This is a genomic window from Micromonospora vulcania (assembly GCF_042658605.1).
GTDB lineage: Bacteria > Actinomycetota > Actinomycetes > Mycobacteriales > Micromonosporaceae > Micromonospora > Micromonospora vulcania.
The window spans coordinates 262,112-279,581 of the sequence record NZ_JBHSQS010000005.1; the positions used below are offsets into that span (position 1 = coordinate 262,112).

Below are 17,470 nucleotides of genomic sequence, written 5' to 3' on the forward strand. Positions count from 1 at the left end.
GTGACGCCACGGTAACCTCGCGCCATGACCGCGGTGAATGGACCTGTGGAAGATCTCACTGGGCGACGACTGGTCGTGGTGACCGGGGCCAGCTCCGGCATCGGGCTGGCGGCCGCCGTCGACCTGGCCTGCCGTGGCGACCGGGTGGTACTGGTCGGGCGGGACCCGGCCCGCTTGCAGGCCGCCGCGGAGCGGGTACGGGAGACCGCCGGCGAGCGTCCTGAGTTGTTCCGGGCCGACTTCGCGGTGCTCGACGACGTACGCCGGCTCGCCGAGCAGTTGCGGGCCACGTACGACCGGATCGACGTGCTCGCCAACAACGCCGGCGCGATCGCGCTCCAGCCGCTCACCACGGTCGACGGCTTCGAGCTGTCGATCCAGGCCAACCACCTGGCCCCGTTCCTGCTGACCAACCTGCTCGCCGACCGGGTCGGCCGGCTGGTGGTCACCGCCTCCGGCGCGCACCGCTTCGGCTCACTCGACCCGGACGACCTGAACGCACCGTTGCGCGGCTACCGGCCGATGGGCGCGTACGGCTCCAGCAAGCAGGCGAACATCCTGTTCACCGCCGAGGCGGCCCGCCGCTGGCCGGACATCCCCGCGTACAGCTTCCACCCCGGGGCGGTGCGCAGCCGGTTCGCCAACGACAGCAGGCTGGTCGCCTTCGGCATGCGGATCCTGCCGCTGCGCAGCCCGGAGAAGGGTGCCGAGACGCTGGTCTGGCTGGCCAATCAGGATCGTTCCCGGCTGGTCGACGGGGGCTACTACGCCGACCGGCGGCTGCGGCGGCCGTACCGGAAGGCCAGCGACCCGCAGGTCGCGTCCCGGCTCTGGGCGGCCAGCGCCAAGGCCGTCGGCATCGCCGACTAGCGGGGCGACCATGCTGACCCTGGTTGCGCTGGTCGAGTTCGCCGCTGGGGCCGAGGCGGCCGGGCGGCGCTACGAGGACGACGTGTTGACCCTGCTCGGCCGGCACGGCGGCCAGTTGGAGCGACGACTACGCGGCACCGACGGGCAGGCCGAGGTGCACGTGATCCGGTTCGACGCCCGCTCGGGTTACGAGTCGTTCCTCGCCGACCCGGACCGGGCCGCGCTGCGGACCGCCCTCGGCGATTCCGCGCCGACCACCCGGGTGATCGAGGTCCACGAGGCCTGACCGTCCACGACGGCGGCACCGGCCCGCACCGCCGCGCCTCAAGGCGCACCTCGCCGCCCGTCGGGTTCCGCGCCGGTGCAAGCCGTCAGCCGTCCAGTGGAGCGGGGTCCGCCGGCAACACGGCGGGCGGCGTGACGCGGCGGCCTGCCCGGGCACCGCCGAGCACCACCACCGCCACGCCGGCCAGCAGCAGCGCCATCCCCAGCAGCGCGTACGGGCGGGGCAGCTGCCCCAGCCAGACCCACCCCAGCAGGGCCGCGCCCGGCACCTCCAGGAGCATCAGCACGCTCACCGTGGTCGCCGGGATCCGGTGCAGGGCGTAGTTGAACATCGAGTGACCGAGCAGCTGGGCACCGGCCACCACGGCCAGGATGGCCAGCCAGGTACGCCCGTCGAAGCCGGTCAGCCGGACCCCGCCGAGCAGACAGACCACCAGCAGGATCAACGCGCAGATCCCGTAACAGATGGTGGTGTACGTGGTGGTGCTGATGCTGGCCCGAGCCCGCTCGCCGAACGCGGTGTAGACGGCGGCGAACATCGCGCCGGTCAGCGCCAGCAGGTCGCCGGCGACGGCCCGCCCGGACACGCCCACGTCCGCCCCCGTGGCGACCACCGCGCCGCCGACCGCCACCGCGGTGCCGACCCAGACCACCGGGGGTAGCCGCCGCCCCTGGGCCCGGGCGATCAGCCCCTGCCAGACCGGCTGGGTGGCGACCAGAGCGGTGGCCGCGGCGACCGAGGTGAGCTGCGCGCTCGGCATCCAGGTGGCGAAGTGCGCGGCCAGGGCGACTCCGGAGAGTACGCAGAACAGCCCCTCCCGCCGGCCCACCCCCACGGTCAGCCTGCGGAACTCGGGTCGACGCCGGATCAGCGAGAAGGGGCTCAGCACGGCCACCGCCAGCATGTTGCGCCAGAACGCGATGGCCAACGCGGGAGCTGCGGCGTACGCGATCAACGGCGCGGACGACGACACGGCGACCACGGCCAGGCCGACCGCGCCGGTGGTCAGCGGATCCAGGGATGGGCGGTGCGGTTCAGGTGGCACGGGAAGCAATCCTCACACGCGTACGGACACCACTGATCGTCAGCGCTCCGTTACGATCACGCGGGTCCGCGCCGACGACCCTCTACCGTCCGGAGGCGCTACCCCATGCCCAGGTACCAGGCGGTGCTGTTCGACTTCTTCGGCACGCTGACGAGGTCGGTGCAGCGCGGTGCCGCGCATCTCGACACCGCCGAGCTGCTCGGGTGCCCCACCGACACGCTGACCGAGGTGCTGGACCGCACCTACTACCAGCGGGCCGCCGGCCAGCTCGGCAACGCGGAGGCGACCCTGCGCTGGGTCTGCGCCCAGGCCGGCGTACACCCCAGTGACCATGCGATTCGCGCGGCGGTGGCCTCCCGGCACCAGGCGGTGCGCGCGGACACCCGGTTACGGGCCGACGCGGTGCCGGTGCTGGCGGCGCTGCGCCAGCGCGGCCTGCGCACCGGCGTGATCAGCGACTGTACGCACGAGCTGCCGGCGTTCCTCCCGCAGTTGGCGGTCGCCCCGCTGCTCGACGTCCAGGTGTTCTCCGTCCAGGTCGGGCGGTGCAAGCCGGATCCGGCGCTCTACCTGGCCGCCTGCCAACGACTGGGGCTCGCGCCGGACGACTGCCTGTACGTGGGCGACGGCGGCAGTCAGGAGCTGACCGGCGCCGAGCGGGCCGGGATGACCGCGATCCGGCTGGCCGCGCCGGACCTCGGCGAGCACATGGTGTTCAACGCCGACCGGGACTGGCACGGCCCGATGCTCGGCACGTTGCGCGAGGTGCTCGACCTGGTCGGTGCCGGGGTCGTCGGTGCGGGCGGGCGGGCCGGCTGAGCCGGGGGTCAGCGGCGGCGGACCCGGTGCAGCCGGAACGGCTTGCGGGTGGCGCGGACTGCCGGGGTCGCCCGGGGCGGCTCGGCCTGTGCGTCCGCCGGCAGGTCGGTGCCGGCCAGCGGCGTGCCGGCCGGGGCGAGCCGGTTGACCGCGCAGCCGTCGGCGGCCCACCGGGCCACCAGGTCGGCGGTCGGGCCGGACGCGTTCAGTCGCTTCCCGGCGACCAGCGGCGCGGTGGTGTCCCACGCCTCGGTGCCCGGTTGCAACCTGGTCACCCGGGCTGGCCAGGTGACGATCCGGCCGCCGTGGTCGCCGCGCAGGGTGATCTGCGCCTCGGTCGCGTCGGCCAGCCCCGGCGCGGCCTGCTCGCCGGGCCCAGTGACCACGAACAACGCGCCCTCCAACGGGGCGCACCAGAGCGCGAGCGCCGGCCCGCCGGACACGCTGACCCAGGCCACCGCGGCCTTCTTCATCGCCTCGTCGACCAGCGGCGTGCCGCCGGGGGCGTCCTCGTCCGTCACACCCGCATCCTCCCGCATGGGCACCTCCGCGCCGGTCAGCCCACGAAGGGTGGCACGGCGATCTCGCCCTTGGCCACCGGCATCACCTGGCCGGTGACGGTCGCGCCGACCACCGCGCCGTTCGCCGCGGTGACCGTGCACGCCAGCGCGGACGGACGGTTCATCTCGACACCCTGACGTACCGCGTAGCGGGACCGTCCCTCGCCCGGCAGCAGGCCGGTGGCCACCAGCCAGACGCCGAGGCCGAGGGCCGCCGAGCCGGTCGCCGGGTCCTCCGGTACGCCGAGCCCTGGTACGAAGACCCGCGCGTGCGCGGTTTGCGTGGCGGCGTCCCAGGAGAAGACGCTCACGTGCGCGACCCCGTACCGCTCCGCCGCCACCGGGCTCACCCGGGCCCGGGCCACCGACTCCGGCCGTACCGGCAGGAACGGGAACTCCAGCCCGCAGCCGGCGACCCGAGGCGCGGGCCCGGCGTGGTCGGCCGCGGTCAGCCCGGCGATCTCCAGCAGCGGCTCCGGGTCGAGTTCGGGGCCGAGTGTGGGGCTGCCACCGGTCAGCGTCGCCGCGGAGGCGGACACCTCGATCGGCAACACCCCGGCCGCACACTCCTGGGTGACCTGCCCGACACCGAACATCCCGCGTCGGCTCGCGGTGACCGCCGCCCCGACGCTGGGATGCCCGGCGAACGGCAACTCCTCGACCGGCGTGAAGATCCGGGCCCGGTAGGTGGCACCGACCTGGGTGGGTGGCAGCACGAACACCGTCTCGGAGAGGTTGAACTCCAGCGCGAGGGCCTGCATCTGCTCCGTGGCCAGCGCCTCGGCGCCGAACACCACGGCCAACGGGTTGCCGGCGAAGGGGCGGTCGGTGAAAACGTCCACGATCTCGTAGGACAAGGTCGACATGTTGATAAACATTAGGCGCTTAGGCTGGTGCCCGTGAGCACGCCGACCCGGGTCTACATCGCCCGGCTCGCCGGGGTCGCCGTCTTCGACCCGAACGGTGACCAGGTGGGCCGGGTACGTGACGCCGTTGCCCGGCTCCGGGCGACCAAACGCCCCCCGGAAGTGGTGGGCCTGGTCGCCGAGATGCCGATGCGCCGACGGATCTTCCTGTCCATCAACCGGATCACCTCGATCGACGCGGACGCCGTGGTGCTCGGCTCCGGCACGCTGAACCTGCGGCGCTTCGAGAAGCGCGCGAACGAGCTGCTGGTGCTCCAGGAACTGCTGGACCGGCGGGTGCAGCTCGACCCGGGCGGCCAGCCCGGCGCGGTGGTCGACGTCGCCATGGAGTGCAGCCGGGGCGGTGAGTGGTCACTCAGCCGGGTCGCGGTCCGCGAGCAGACCGGCCGGCTCTCCCGCCGCGGCCACCTGCACCAGGTGGACTGGGACCGGGTACGCGGCCTCAGCGGCATCGCCGACAACCGGGGTACGGCGAACCTGCTCGCCGTACTGGAGGACATGCGCCCCGCCGACCTGGCCAACGCGCTGCAGGATCTGCCCGACGCGCGGCGTAACGAGGTCGCGGCGGCGCTGGACGACGAGCGGTTGGCCGACGTGCTCAGCGAGCTGCCGGAGCACGACCAGGTGGAGATCCTGGCCGCGTTGGACCGGGAGCGGGCCGCCGACGTGCTGGAGGAGATGGATCCGGACGACGCCGCCGACCTGCTCAACGAGCTGCCTCCACCGGAGCAGGACGTGCTGCTGGACCTGATGGAGCCGGACGAGGCCGACCCGGTCCGCCAGTTGCTCAAGTACACCCCGGGCACGGCTGGCAGCGTGATGACCTCGGAGCCGGTCATCATGCCGCCGGACGCCACCGTCGCCGAGGCGCTGGCCCGGATCCGGGAACCGCAGCTCTCCCCCGCCGTCGCCGCCCAGGTCTTCGTGACCCGGGCACCGCAGAACACCCCGACCGGGCGCTACCTGGGCATGGTGCACTTCCAGTCGCTGTTGCGCGAGCCGCCGGCCGACCTGCTGGGCAAGGTCGTGGTCAACGACATCGACCCGCTGCGTCCGACCACCCCGCTGCCGGAGATCACCCGCCGGATGGCCACCTACGACCTGGTCGCCATGCCGGTGATCGACCGCAACAACCGGCTGGTCGGCGCCGTGACGGTGGACGACGTACTGGACCACTCCCTGCCCCGGGACTGGCGGGACCGGGACGCCGCGGGCATCCCGGGCGCCACCGACCCGGTGCTGGACGGCGCGGATGGCTGACCAGCGACGGGCGGAGCGGCTTGACCAGCCGCGCGAGCCCCGAGGCGTCAAGCTGCCCCGGTTCGACCCGGAGGCATTCGGGCGCTGGTCCGAGGGCATCGCGCGCAGCATGGGCACCGCGAACTTCATCGTCTACATGACGGTGGTGATCGCCGTGTGGTTCGGCTGGAACACGCTGGCCCCGGCCAACCTGCGGTTCGACCCGTACACCTTCACGTTCCTCACCCTGGTGCTGTCGTTGCAGGCCAGCTACGCGGCGCCGTTGATCCTGCTGGCGCAGAACCGGCAGGCCGACCGGGACCGGGTGGCGCTGGAGGAGGACCGGCGGCGGGCCACCGCGCAGAAGGCGGACACCGAATACCTGGCCCGCGAGATCGCCGCGCTGCGGATCGCGCTGGGCGAGGTGGCCACCCGTGACTTCCTCCGTTCCGAATTGGCCCGGCTGGCCGAGGAGCTGGACGAGGCCGGGCAGCGCCGGCAGCGCCTGGAGCGCCGCCAGCAGGAGAAGGGCGGCCAGGAGCGGCGAGGGCAGCGGCCGACCAGCGGCGAAGGGCTGGACGAGCCCCGCGACGACCTGGACGACGACTTCGCCCACGAGCCCCGGCCAGATGGCGCCGGCCCTCGACCTCAGGACAGCTGACCGGGCCGCGGAGGCCGTCATCGATTCGCTCACACCGCCCCGACCAACGGCCGGGGCGGATGCCCCGCGACGTAGCATTGCGGGCATGTCAGCACCCGTGAGCACCGTCGAGGACGCGATCCAGGCCGCCCTGGCCACCGTCAACGACCCGGAGATCCGCCGGCCCATCACCGAACTGGGCATGGTCCGCTCCGCCACGATCGGCGCCAGCGGTGTCGTACGGGTCGAGCTGCTGCTCACCGTCGCCGGCTGCCCGCTCAAGGACAAGCTGCGTACGGACATCACCACCGCTGTCGCCGCGGTGCCCGGGGTGACCGGCGTGGAGATCGACTTTGGCGTGATGACCCCCGAGCAGCGGCAGTCGTTGCAGTCACAGCTACGCGGTGGGGGTGCCAGCGAGGAGCCGGTGATCCCGTTCGCCCAGCCCGGTTCACGGACCCGGGTGTACGCGGTCGCCAGCGGCAAGGGCGGCGTCGGCAAGTCCAGCGTGACGGTCAACCTGGCGGCGGCGCTGGCCGCCCGCGGGCTCTCGGTGGGCGTGGTCGACGCGGACATCTACGGCCACTCGGTGCCCCGGATGCTCGGCGCGGACGGCCGCCCGACCCGGGTCGAGGACATGATCATGCCGCCGCAGTCGCACGGCGTGAAGGTGATCTCGATCGGCATGTTCACCTCCGGCAACGCCGCCGTGGTGTGGCGTGGCCCGATGCTGCACCGGGCGTTGCAGCAGTTCCTGGCCGACGTCTACTGGGGCGACCTGGACGTGCTCCTGCTCGACCTGCCGCCGGGCACCGGTGACGTGGCCATCTCGCTGGCCCAGTTGCTGCCCAACTCGGAGATCCTGGTGGTGACCACCCCGCAGGCCGCAGCCGCCGAGGTGGCGGAGCGGGCCGGCGCGATCGCCCTGCAGACCCACCAGCGGGTGGTCGGCGTCATCGAGAACATGTCCTGGCTGGAGTTGCCGGACGGCTCCCGGATGGAGATCTTCGGTGCCGGTGGCGGCGCCGCGGTCGCCGAGTCGCTGAGCCGGACCATCGGCGCGCAGGTGCCGCTGCTCGGGCAGATCCCGCTGGACACCCGGGTGCGGGAGGCTGGCGACGCCGGCAACCCGATCGTGCTGGCCGAGCCGGAGTCGCCGGCCGCGCAGGCCCTCGGCACGATCGCCGACCGGCTCGCGGTGCGCCGGGAGTCGCTGCTGGGCAAACCGCTCGGCCTCAAGCCCGCTGGGCGCTGAGCGCCCGATCCGCCGTTCTCCCGCCGGCCACTCGGCCGGCGGGGGTGCAGGCCGGTCGGTATTCCCGCCGTTCGCCGCCAGATGCCGGGCCGGTCAGGTGGCGTCGTCGTAGCTGACCCGGGGAGCCGGCGCCGGGGTGGTGCCGGTCGCCGTGGCGGGCCGGGCGCCGTTCTTCCGCGGGTCCGCGGCGTTGGCCACGTCCTTCAGCTCGTCGTGCACGCCGCCGACGTCCGCGCGGAGGTTGTCGTAGACGCCCTGCAACGGCTTGCGGATCGCCGCCTCGTCCTCCTCGCTGAGGAGGTGCTTGCGGATGAACGCCTTCGGGTGCAGGTCCTCCAGCTGGATGTCGGTGCCCAGCTCCCGGCTCAGGTCGCCGGTGGCATTGCGGGCCATGTTGCGCAGGTTGCGCACCATCCGCAGGCCGTCGTTGATGACGGTGGGCAGCCGGTCACCGAAGATCAAGAGCGCCAGGAGCAGCAGCGCACCGATCTCCCACCAGTTCAGGTTGTCGAGCATCCCGCGGGCCTCCTCTCGGCGTCAGCAGCAAGACTACGCACGTCGGACACCAATCGGGCAGGGGGTGACCCGCTGTTCACTTCGCATCCGCGGCGAGGGTGACCGACGTGTTCTGCCGGGTGGAACCGCGACGGAACTCGACGGTCACCACCGAGCCCGGCGCGAATTTGCGGATCAGGGCCGTCAGGTCCGTCGGCTCGGACATCGGCCGACCGTTGAGCTTCAAGATCACATCACCGACCTTCAACCCGGCGTCGGCCGCCGGGCCGGACGGCTCCACCGCCCCGAGTCGTACGCCGCCACCCGCGACCTGATCGTCGAACGCGGCACCGATCACCGTACGTCGGGCTCGGCCGGTGCCGATGATGTCCTGGGTCACCCGCTTGGCCTGGTTGATCGGGATGGCGAACGCGAGCCCGATGTTGCCCGCCTCCTGCCCCTCGGCGACCAGCGACTTGATGGTGGAGTTCACCCCGACCACCCGCCCGGCGCCGTCGACCAGTGGCCCGCCCGAGTTGCCGTGGTTGACCGCCGCGTCGGTCTGGATCGCCGCGTAGTAGCGCACCGGGCCGCCCGGCTCGCCGGCCTGCATCGTCCGGTCCAGGGCGCTCACGATGCCGGCGGTGACCGTGTTGGCCAGCGAGAGCGGCGAACCCACCGCGAGCACCGGATCGCCGACCGCCAGCGCGTCGGAGTCACCGAACTCGACCGGCCGCAGTCCGGTCCGGTTCACCTTGATCACCGCGATGTCCGATTCCGGATCCTGCCCGACCAGGGTCGCCGGTGCGGTGGTGCCGTCGTTGAAGATCACCGAAGCCTTGCCGGTGCCACCGGCCACCACGTGGTCGTTGGTGATCACGTGGCCGTCGGCGCTGGCGATGAAGCCGGAGCCCTCGCTCGTCCCGCCGAGGCTGCTCACCCGCACGGTGACCACGCTGGGCAGGACCCGTTCGGCGACTCCGGCCAGCGATTCCGGCCTACGTTGCGCCAACGCGGGCGCCTGCGCTGGTGCGCCGCCGAGCACCGTCCCGCCGACCCCGCCGCGTACGGCGAACGCGTAGCCCAGCGCACCGCCGAGGGTGCCGGCCAGCAGCGCGGTGATCACCGGGATGAGCAGCAGGTGGCGCAGCGTCGGCCGGCCGGGCGCATCCGGGTCGGTGACCGGTTCGGGCTCGGTGCCGGCCTGCACCACGGCAGGCACCACCACCGCCGCCGGTGCTGCCGGATCCCGCCACGGGTCGGCCAGAGCGTCCGACCACCAGGGCGACGTGCCGGCGACGCCGGGCGGGCTCGACGGCACCACCGGCGTGGCCGGCCAACCCGCCGACGGGCCGGCTGCCGGCACACCCACCACCGGCGTGGCCGGCCAGGTCGACGAGGGGTTTGCGGCCGGCACACCGGCCACGGGCAGCGCCGATGATCCCGTCGGCGGGCCCCCAGCCACCGGTACGCCAGGCGACGCCGCGGGCGCGTCGCCAGCCCCCGGCGTGGTCGGCGACCCCGCCGATGGGGTCTGGGCCCCGGGCGGTCGCGCCGGAGTCTCACCGCCCCGGCGCCAGTCCCAGCCGTCGGTCACGTCGGTGCCTCCCAGTCCGTCCCCGGATCCCGCGCCGCGTCGCTCGGCCACGGACCGGTGCGCTCGCGGCTGACGGGATACCGCCTCCAGGATTGCACGGATGCCCGCGGAGCAGTCAGCGGTTGCCGCCGCTCATCGCGAGGGGGTGGAGGCGCGGCTGCGCCCAACGGCGCTCGCCTCTACGCTCACAGTGCCAACCCGCCCTCGCACCACGCACCGCCCCGGAGGTGCCCCATCGCCACGGTCGCCGGTTCCGGCAGTTCGACGGCCCAGGCTCAGCAGTTCGCCGAGTCGTACGTCACCGAGGATCTCGTCCTTCGCACCGCCCGCAGCCTGGCCCACGAGGTGGGACTGGAGGCGGTCACCCCCGGCGCGGGGGCGGCGCTGCGGCTGCTGGCCGCGGCCGGCAACGCCCGGGCGGTGGTGGAGATCGGCACCGGCACCGGCGTGAGCGGGGTCTGGCTGCTGCGCGGCATGCGTGCCGACGGGGTGCTCACCACCATCGACGTGGAGGTGGAGCACCAGCGGATCGCCCGACGGATCTTCACCGAGGCGGGTTTCGCCGCCGGTCGTACCCGGATCATCACCGGACGCGCGCTGGACGTGCTCCCCCGGCTCGCCGACGGGGCGTACGACCTGGTCTTCGTGGACGCCGAGGCGACCGGGTTCCACGCCTGCGTGGAGGCCGCGCTACGGCTGCTGCGTCCGGGTGGCGTGCTCGCGCTCAACGGCATGCTCGCCGGTGGACGGATCGGCGACCCGGCCGCCCGGGACGCGGAGACGGTGACGGTCCGCGAGACCATCAAGGCGGTGCGGGAATCGGAGCACTGGATCCCCGCGCTGCTCCCGGTCGGCCACGGGGTGCTCGCCGCCGTCAAGTGCTGACCCGGGTCAGTCGATGCTGGCGAGCCAGCGCAGCAGCGAGCGGACACCCCACCCGGTCGCACCACGACTGACCTCGCCCTGGTCGCCGTCCGCCCAGGAGGGCGCCGACATGTCCAGATGCAGCCAGCGGTCCCGCAACTCGCCGGTGAACTCGCGGAGGTAGAGCGCGGCCACCACCGATCCGGCGCCCTGGGTCGGCGCGCTGTAGAGGTCGGCGACCTCGCTGCCCAGATACTCGACGTAGTCGGTGTGCAGCGGCATCCGCCAGGCCCCCTCGCCGGCCGCCTCGGCCGCGGCCAGCACGTCGGCGGCCAACCGGTCGTTCTCGCTGTACAGGGCAGCGGTGCGTTTGCCCAGCGCCACCGCGTTGGCCCCGGTGAGGGTGGCGAGGTCGAGCAGCAGGTCCGGCGCGAGTTCGCGCACCGCGTACGCCAGCGCGTCGGCGAGGACCAGCCGGCCCTCGGCGTCGGAGTTGGTCGTCTCGCTGGTCGTACCGCCGTAGTGCCGGACGACGTCGCCGGGGCGGAACGCCGAACCGCTGACCATGTTCTCGGCGAGCGGGGCCAGCGTGGTGACCCGAACGGGTAGCCGCAGCGCGGCGGCGCCGAGGGTGGCGGCGACGACCGCGGCCGCGCCGGCCATGTCCTTGCGCATCAGCTTCATGGCCGGCACCGGCTTGATCGAGAGGCCGCCGGAGTCGAAGGTGATGCCCTTTCCGACCAGCACCACGTGGGTACGCGCGTCGGCCGGGTGCCAGTCGAGCTCGACCAGGCGGGGACCGCTGCGCGAGCCGCCGCCCACGGCGAGGATCCCGCCGAACCCCTCGGCGGCCAGTTCGGCCGGGCCACGGACGCGCAGGCGCAGGTCCGGCAGGTTGGCCGCTGCGGTGGCGACCTGCTCGGCGAACCACTGCGGGTTCTTCACCGAGGAGGGAGTGTTGGTCAGGTCGCGGGCCAGCCGGGTCATCTCGGCGGTGGTCCGGGCCGTGGCGATGGTGGCCTCGTACGCGCCCGGGTCGGCGAGCAGGAGGTCGACACCGTCGAGGGCGGGTGCATCGCCGGCCTGGGTCAGCCGGAACCGGTACGAGGCGAGCAGCAGCCCCTCGGTCAACCCGCGGACCGCGGCCTGGCTCACCTCGGCCGGCAGCGCGATGGTGATGTGCGTCTCATCAACGGCGGCACGGGCCAGCGCCGCGCCCGCCGTCCGCCAGGCCGCCTCGCCGCCGTCGCCGATGCCGAGCAGCAAAAGTCGACCCGGCGTACGCCCGGGGCGCAGATGGGTACGGATCTCACCGGCGCAACCGGTCAGCCGGGCTGCCGGTGCGAGCGCGGCGGCCTCGTCGACGGTGCCGTCCGGGGGCGTCACGGCGGCGGGCACCGGCTCGGCCGAGGCCGCGCCACCCCCGCCCGGTTCGGTCGGACGGACGGGCAGGACGAGTACGTCGAGCCGATCCGGCTCAGCGATCGGACGGATGGCGAGCACGCGGAACCGTACCTCCAGAAAAATGTCACGGAGCGGGACGTGCAGATACCGCCCGCAACCGATGAAGACCCTGAGCCACCGGCCCTGCCGGTGGCTCAGGGACTGAGGAACAGTCCGGGCGGTGTACGCCGCCCGGACCACTCCTCGCTCAGCCGGCGGCTGCCTTCAACGCGTCACCGAGCGCGTTGGCCTCGTCGGGAGTCATCTCGACGACGAGCCGGCCACCGCCCTCCAGCGGGACCCGCATGACGATGCCCCGACCCTCCTTGGTGACTTCCAGCGGACCGTCGCCCGTCCGCGGCTTCATCGCCGCCATGTTGTCTCCCCTCAGACCTACACCAGGGTCGGTGGGTTGCCCCACAGCCACTTCGTCACGACCACCCGCAACGGTCGCGGGGGTGTCGACCAACGATTTTCCCTGATGAACACCGCCGGACCCAAACCGGAGCAGCATTGATGTAACAGCATCTAGCTTATCTTGAGAAGGCCTGTCACAATGTGCGGTCATGCAGGCACGGTCGGCACTCTTCGACCTGTACGGCGACCACCTCCGGCCGCGAGGTGGCCGGGCACCGGTCGCCGCCCTGGTCAAGCTATTGGCACCGCTGGGAATTGCACCCCCGGCCGTGCGTACCGCCGTGTCCCGGATGGTCCGACAGGGCTGGCTCGACCCGCTCCGGATGGCATCCGGACCGGGATATTCGATCACACCAAAAGCAGCCCGACGATTGGACGAGGCGGCGGCCCGGATCTACCGGACCGGCCGGGTCAGCTGGGACGGCCGCTTCGATCTGCTCGTCCTGGAGGCGCCCGGCTCCCGCCGGGACCGGCAGCGGCTGGCCGCCAATCTCAGCTTCCTCGGGTACGGCACGCTCGACGAGCAGACCTGGGTGGCCACCCGGCCCGCCGAGGACGTCGACCTGCTGCTCGGCGAGGCCGGCATCCGGTTCGAGCGCTTCACCGCCTCGCACTTCGCCGGCACACCGGGCGCGATGGGCGTGGTCCGCCGGGCCTGGAACCTGACCGAGATCGGCCGCGCCTACGAGCGGTTCGTCGCCGAGCAGCGCCCACAACTCAGCGCGGTCACCGTGCGCAGCACCGACGAGGACGCGTACGCGGCCCGGTTCCGGCTCGTGCACGCGTGGCGTACCTTCCTGTTCCGGGACCCGCAGCTGCCCCCGGCGCTGCTGCCCGAGCGCTGGCCCGGCACCGCCGCGGCCAGTTTCTTCGACCGGCACGCGGCCCGCCTGCGTCCGGCCGCCGACCGGTACGTCGAGCAGTGCCTCGACGCCGGCAACCGCATCGTCCGACAGAAGGGTCGTTAGACACGTGACCGAGCCGTTGCTCGTCGACCGGACCGACGCCGTCGTCACCCTCACGCTGAACCGGCCGACGGCGATGAACGCGCTCGACGTGGCCCTCAAGGAGGCCCTGCGGGACACCCTGGCCGAGCTGGAGGCCGACCGGTCCTGCCGCGCGGTCGTGCTGGCCGGCGCGGGCGGGTCGTTCAGCGCCGGTCAGGACCTGCGCGAGCACGTGTCGACCCTGGAGAGGGGCAGCACCGCCGCCGACCCGCTGGGCACCGTACGGGCGCACTACAACCCGATCGCCGCACGGCTGGCCAACCTACCCAAGCCAGTGGTGGCCGCGGTCCGGGGGATGGCCGCCGGAGCGGGCGCGTCGCTGGCCTTCCTCGCCGACATCCGGATCGGCGGCCCGAGCACGAGCTTCCTGATGGCCTTCGCCAAGGTCGGCCTCGCCGCCGACACCGGCGCGTCCTGGACGCTGCCCCGGCTGGTCGGCCACGCCAAGGCGGTGGAGCTGCTGATGCTGGCCGAGCCGGTCCGCGCCGAGGAGGCCTGCCGGCTGGGGCTGCTCAACCGACTGACGGACGACGACGAGCAGGTGCTGCCGGCCGCCCAGGAACTGGCCGCCCGGCTCGCCGCGGGGCCCACCGTGGCGTACGGGGCGATCAAGCGGGAGCTCTCCATCGCCGATGCCGGCACCCTCGCCGACGCTCTCGCCGCCGAGGCGCAGGCGCAGGCGATCTGCGGTGCCACCGACGACCACCGGGCGGCCACCCTCGCCTTCGTCGGCAAGCAGAAACCGGTCTTCGAGGGACACTGAACGCGTTTCGCACCTCGTCCTTACCGTCCTCGAACGTGGGCGGCCTAGCGTCGCCCACATGACCGATCGTGAAGCGGTGGCGCACCTGCTGCGTCGGGCCACCTTCGGACCGACCGCCGCCGAGGTGGACGCGGCCGAGCGGGTCGGGCCGGCAGCGGCCCTGGACAACCTGCTCGCACCGGCCCGGCCCGACCGGGGTGCGGCGGCGACCCCGGTCCCGACGCTGCCTCCCGACCCGTCCGCCGCGCTGACCAAGGAGTCCACCCGCGAGCAGCGGCAGAAGGCCAACGCCGAGCGCCGCGACCAACTCCAGCAGCTCACCCTCTGGTGGCTGGACCGGATGGTGGCGGCCGAGGACGGTCTGACCGAGAAGCTGCTGTTCTTCTGGCACGGGCACTGGGCGACCAGCGCGCAGAAGGTCAAGTCGGCACGGCTGATGCTGGGCCAGTTGGAGACGCTGCGCCGCCACGGACGCGGGCCGTTGGGCCCACTGGTCGCCGCGATGGTGCGTGACCCCGCCCTGATCGTCTGGTTGGACGGGCAGAAGAACACCCGCAAGGCCCCGAACGAGAACCTGGCCCGCGAGCTGATGGAGCTGTTCACCCTCGGCATCGGTGGCTACACCGAGGCTGACGTGAAGGCCGGGGCGCGGGCGCTGACCGGCTGGGTGGTGGACCGACGCACCGGCGTCGCCCGCTTCGAGGCCCGCCGGCACGATCCCGGCGCCAAGACCATCCTCGGGCAGAGCGATCGGTACGACGCCGAGTCGTACGCCGGACTGCTCGCCGCCCAGCCCCGTGCGGCGACGTTCGTGGCCGACCGGCTCTGGTTCCGCTACGCCGGCGCCGAGGTCCCGACGCCGCAGGGTCTCGCTGGTGCGGACACCAACGCCACCCTGCGCGCGTTGTTCTCCTCGCCGGCCTTCGCGCAGACCCGGGGCACCCTCGTCAAGCAGCCGGTGGAGTGGCTGGTCGGCGCACTGCGGCAGCTCGGCGTCCGGCCCTCGGCCCTGCCCGAGCAGCAACGCAAGCAACTTGTGGCCGGTCTGAACGCGCTGGACCAGGTGCCCCTGCGACCGCCCAGCGTGGGCGGGTGGCCGGCCGGGTCCGCCTGGCTGACCACCTCGTCGTTGCAGGCCCGGCTCCGGATGGCCGGAATGCTGGCCGCCGCCGCGGCACCGGCGGCCCTGGCCCGGCTGACCGCCGCGCCCACCGCCGGCCGGCCGGACGCCCTGGCCCGACTGCTGGTGGTCGACGGCTGGGGTACGCGGACCCGGGCCGCCCTGACCCCACTGGCCGGCGAGCCGCGCAAACTGCTGGCGGCCGGCCTGGTCAGCCCCGAGTACACCGTCAGCTGAACGAGAGGAGTCGAGCGATGGACACCCTGACCCGACGGAAGTTCCTGCTGACCAGCGGGGTTGTCGGCGCGAGCGCGTTGGCCGCCGGAGCCGGCGCGTACGGGCTGCGGGACCTGCTCGACACCGCTGGCGACCGCGATCCGCAGTCCCGCACGCTGGTGCTGGTCACCCTCTACGGCGGCAACGACGGCCTGAACACCGTCATCCCGTACGGCGATCCGGCGTACGCGACCGCTCGCCCCGAGTTGGCGTACCCGGCCGGGGAGGTGCTGCGACTGGACGACGACTTCGGCCTGAACCCGGCCCTGGCCGGCCTGCACCAGCGCTGGTCGGGCGGTGGCCTGGCGATCGTGCGCGGGATCGGCTACCCGAAACCGGACCGGAGTCACTTCCGCTCGATGGACATCTGGCACACGGCGCAACCGGACCGGCCGGGCAACACCGGTTGGCTGGGCCGCTGGCTGGACCGGGCCGGCGGCGATCCCCGACTGGCGGTGTCCTTCGAGCCGGCCCTGCCGCCTCTGCTGGCCGGGGCGCAGAGCGCGGGCGCCTCGGTGCCGGTGACCGAACGCAAGGCCGCCAAGGGGCTGCCGGCCGAGACGCTGACCGCGTTCGCCGCCGCCGAGGCGGGCGAGTCGGCGGCCCGGGGCCGCGCTGCCGCCTGCTTCGCCGACCTGCGGTCGGTGGACGAGATGATCCGACAGGTCCGCGACTCCGCCGACGCGCAGACGGCGGACCCGGACGGCGAGCAGGCACCGGCGACGGCCACCGGCGGGGCGCAGACGCCGCTCGACGCGCAGTTGGACCTGGTGGCGCAGTGCGTCGAGGCCGGGGTGTCGACCCGGGTCTTCTCGGTGTCGCTGGGTGGCTTCGACACCCACGCCGACGAGAAGCAGTTGCAGGCCGTCCTGCTGGGTCAGCTGGACCGGGCGTTGACCGGTTTCGCGGACCGGATGAGTCGCACCGAGGCGGGGCGGAAGGTGGTGGTGGCGGTCTATTCGGAGTTCGGCCGCCGGGTCCGGGCCAACGCCTCGGACGGCACCGACCATGGCACCGCCTCGGACCTGCTGCTGCTCGGCGCCGGGGTACGCGGTGGCTGGCACGGCGAAGCGCCGAGCCTCACCGACCTCGACGACGGCGACCTGAAGTTCACCACCGACTTCCGGGACGTCTACGCCACCCTGCTGGAGCGGGTGCTGGACGCCGACCCGGGCCCGGTCCTCGCCGACTGGCGGGGACGGCTGGAGAAGCTGTTCTAGTCGTCCTCTTCCGGGTCCTGGTTGGCCTCCGCGCCCAGCACGAACGCCTGCATGGCCAGCTCGTCCCCGGATGGCGAGACGAAGGCGGGCAGCTCACGCGGCCCCAGCTCCTGCACGTAGGACCAGAACAGCCGGACCGCCTCGGCCGACGTGCCGGCCTCGATCGGCAGGTCGAGGCTGACCAGCCAGGTGCGCCGCGTCGGGGGCGGGCCGAGCCGGTCGGCCAGCGCCCGGAAGGCCGCCGGGTCCAGTGCGGTCAGCGGCCCGTCGAGCGCCAGCCGGTCGGCCGGCACCGGCTCGTCGAAGGCCCTTCGGGTGTACGCCACGACGAGCGTCGCCGGCTCGACCGGGGACTGCGGGTCGTCCGGGTCCTCCCGATGCCGTTGGGCCGGCGCGGTGACCCGGCCGAGCGCCACCAGCCGGGGCGGCGTGTCGGCGAGCACCGCCACCCGGTCACCCGGACCCGGGCGGCCGACGTCGGCCAGCCCGGTCAGCTCCAACGTGTCGTGGTGCACGAGCCGCTCGGCCTCGTACCGCTCGGCGGGCAGGAGCACGGCCCAGGTGCCCGCCCCGTCGGCGCGGCCGGTCTCGCCGGCCCGGTGCGCGGTCTCGGTGGTCATGCCTGCCA

The 17,470-nt window shown here is 73.4% G+C and carries 19 protein-coding genes; 11 read left to right on the top strand and 8 right to left on the bottom strand.

Going from position 1 to position 17,470, the window contains the following annotated elements; all coding sequences use genetic code 11:
• The first annotated feature begins 45 nt into the window (after nt 1-45).
• Complete coding sequence (locus tag ACFQGL_RS10435; protein WP_377509581.1) at nt 46-870, top strand: SDR family NAD(P)-dependent oxidoreductase; 825 nt, start codon at nt 46-48, stop codon at nt 868-870.
• Between the two features lie 10 nt (nt 871-880).
• Nucleotides 881-1,156, top strand: a complete 276-nt coding sequence (locus tag ACFQGL_RS10440; RefSeq protein WP_377509059.1) for a hypothetical protein — start codon at nt 881-883, stop codon at nt 1,154-1,156.
• Nucleotides 1,157-1,241: 85 nt separating this feature from the next.
• Here the strand turns inward: ACFQGL_RS10440 and ACFQGL_RS10445 are convergent, their stop codons facing one another.
• A complete protein-coding gene (locus tag ACFQGL_RS10445) occupies nt 1,242-2,201 on the bottom strand; it encodes a DMT family transporter (RefSeq protein ID WP_377509062.1) in 960 nt (319 codons plus the stop codon).
• Between the two features lie 105 nt (nt 2,202-2,306).
• Between ACFQGL_RS10445 and ACFQGL_RS10450 the strand changes: the two genes are divergently transcribed.
• The gene (locus ACFQGL_RS10450; RefSeq protein ID WP_377509065.1) at nt 2,307-3,020 is read left to right on the top strand and encodes an HAD family hydrolase; all 714 of its coding nucleotides are present in this window, start codon (nt 2,307-2,309) and stop codon (nt 3,018-3,020) included.
• 8 nt (nt 3,021-3,028) lie between these two features.
• Here ACFQGL_RS10450 and ACFQGL_RS10455 read toward each other — a convergent pair whose 3' ends face one another.
• Together ACFQGL_RS10455 and ACFQGL_RS10460 are read right to left on the bottom strand one after the other, a co-directional pair.
• Nucleotides 3,029-3,559, bottom strand: a complete 531-nt coding sequence (locus ACFQGL_RS10455) for a hypothetical protein (RefSeq protein WP_377509068.1) — start codon at nt 3,557-3,559, stop codon at nt 3,029-3,031.
• Between the two features lie 17 nt (nt 3,560-3,576).
• Nucleotides 3,577-4,446, bottom strand: coding sequence for a PhzF family phenazine biosynthesis protein (locus tag ACFQGL_RS10460; RefSeq protein ID WP_377509071.1), 870 nt, complete (start codon nt 4,444-4,446; stop codon nt 3,577-3,579).
• Nucleotides 4,447-4,479: 33 nt separating this feature from the next.
• Between ACFQGL_RS10460 and ACFQGL_RS10465 the strand changes: the two genes are divergently transcribed.
• The 3 genes from ACFQGL_RS10465 to ACFQGL_RS10475 all read left to right on the top strand — a co-directional run bounded on the left by ACFQGL_RS10465 (nt 4,480) and on the right by ACFQGL_RS10475 (nt 7,640).
• Nucleotides 4,480-5,766, top strand: a complete 1,287-nt coding sequence (locus tag ACFQGL_RS10465; protein ID WP_377509074.1) for a magnesium transporter MgtE N-terminal domain-containing protein — start codon at nt 4,480-4,482, stop codon at nt 5,764-5,766.
• Nucleotides 5,759-6,406, top strand: a complete 648-nt coding sequence (locus ACFQGL_RS10470) for a DUF1003 domain-containing protein (protein ID WP_377509077.1) — start codon at nt 5,759-5,761, stop codon at nt 6,404-6,406. The genes ACFQGL_RS10465 and ACFQGL_RS10470 overlap by 8 nt, the downstream gene beginning before the upstream one ends.
• Before the next feature lie 85 nt (nt 6,407-6,491).
• A complete protein-coding gene (locus ACFQGL_RS10475; RefSeq protein WP_377509080.1) occupies nt 6,492-7,640 on the top strand; it encodes an Mrp/NBP35 family ATP-binding protein in 1,149 nt (382 codons plus the stop codon).
• Nucleotides 7,641-7,733: 93 nt separating this feature from the next.
• Here ACFQGL_RS10475 and ACFQGL_RS10480 read toward each other — a convergent pair whose 3' ends face one another.
• Nucleotides 7,734-8,156 (bottom strand): twin-arginine translocase TatA/TatE family subunit, encoded by a 423-nt coding sequence (locus tag ACFQGL_RS10480; protein WP_377509083.1) that lies wholly within the window; start codon nt 8,154-8,156, stop codon nt 7,734-7,736.
• Nucleotides 8,157-8,232: 76 nt separating this feature from the next.
• Nucleotides 8,233-9,747 carry a S1C family serine protease gene (locus ACFQGL_RS10485; RefSeq protein WP_377509584.1) on the bottom strand — a complete coding sequence of 505 codons (1,515 nt, stop codon included), beginning with the start codon at nt 9,745-9,747 and terminating at the stop codon, nt 8,233-8,235.
• A gap of 219 nt (nt 9,748-9,966) precedes the next feature.
• Here ACFQGL_RS10485 and ACFQGL_RS10490 point away from each other — a divergent pair, with 219 nt between their 5' ends.
• Complete coding sequence (locus ACFQGL_RS10490; RefSeq protein ID WP_377509587.1) at nt 9,967-10,617, top strand: O-methyltransferase; 651 nt, start codon at nt 9,967-9,969, stop codon at nt 10,615-10,617.
• Between the two features lie 6 nt (nt 10,618-10,623).
• Here the strand turns inward: ACFQGL_RS10490 and ACFQGL_RS10495 are convergent, their stop codons facing one another.
• Together ACFQGL_RS10495 and ACFQGL_RS10500 are read right to left on the bottom strand one after the other, a co-directional pair.
• Complete coding sequence (locus ACFQGL_RS10495) at nt 10,624-12,099, bottom strand: leucyl aminopeptidase family protein (RefSeq protein ID WP_377509085.1); 1,476 nt, start codon at nt 12,097-12,099, stop codon at nt 10,624-10,626.
• Between the two features lie 148 nt (nt 12,100-12,247).
• Nucleotides 12,248-12,415 (bottom strand): DUF3117 domain-containing protein, encoded by a 168-nt coding sequence (locus tag ACFQGL_RS10500; RefSeq protein WP_007455245.1) that lies wholly within the window; start codon nt 12,413-12,415, stop codon nt 12,248-12,250.
• 190 nt (nt 12,416-12,605) lie between these two features.
• On the opposite strand from ACFQGL_RS10500, the gene ACFQGL_RS10505 reads away from it, so the two are divergent.
• From ACFQGL_RS10505 to ACFQGL_RS10520, 4 genes are read left to right on the top strand one after another with little or no spacing between them, the layout of a single operon-like run.
• On the top strand, nt 12,606-13,424 hold the full coding sequence (locus tag ACFQGL_RS10505) for a PaaX family transcriptional regulator (RefSeq protein WP_377509088.1): 819 nt from the start codon (nt 12,606-12,608) through the stop codon (nt 13,422-13,424).
• A 4-nt stretch (nt 13,425-13,428) separates the two neighbouring features.
• Nucleotides 13,429-14,226, top strand: coding sequence for an enoyl-CoA hydratase/isomerase family protein (locus tag ACFQGL_RS10510; RefSeq protein WP_377509091.1), 798 nt, complete (start codon nt 13,429-13,431; stop codon nt 14,224-14,226).
• Nucleotides 14,227-14,284: 58 nt separating this feature from the next.
• Nucleotides 14,285-15,583 carry a DUF1800 domain-containing protein gene (locus ACFQGL_RS10515; RefSeq protein WP_377509094.1) on the top strand — a complete coding sequence of 433 codons (1,299 nt, stop codon included), beginning with the start codon at nt 14,285-14,287 and terminating at the stop codon, nt 15,581-15,583.
• A gap of 17 nt (nt 15,584-15,600) precedes the next feature.
• Nucleotides 15,601-16,842, top strand: a complete 1,242-nt coding sequence (locus ACFQGL_RS10520) for a DUF1501 domain-containing protein (protein ID WP_377509097.1) — start codon at nt 15,601-15,603, stop codon at nt 16,840-16,842.
• Here ACFQGL_RS10520 and ACFQGL_RS10525 read toward each other — a convergent pair.
• Entirely contained in the window at nt 16,839-17,462 is a 624-nt protein-coding gene (locus tag ACFQGL_RS10525; protein WP_377509100.1) for a hypothetical protein, read from the bottom strand. The genes ACFQGL_RS10520 and ACFQGL_RS10525 overlap by 4 nt on opposite strands.
• Nucleotides 17,463-17,470: the final 8 nt, after the last annotated feature.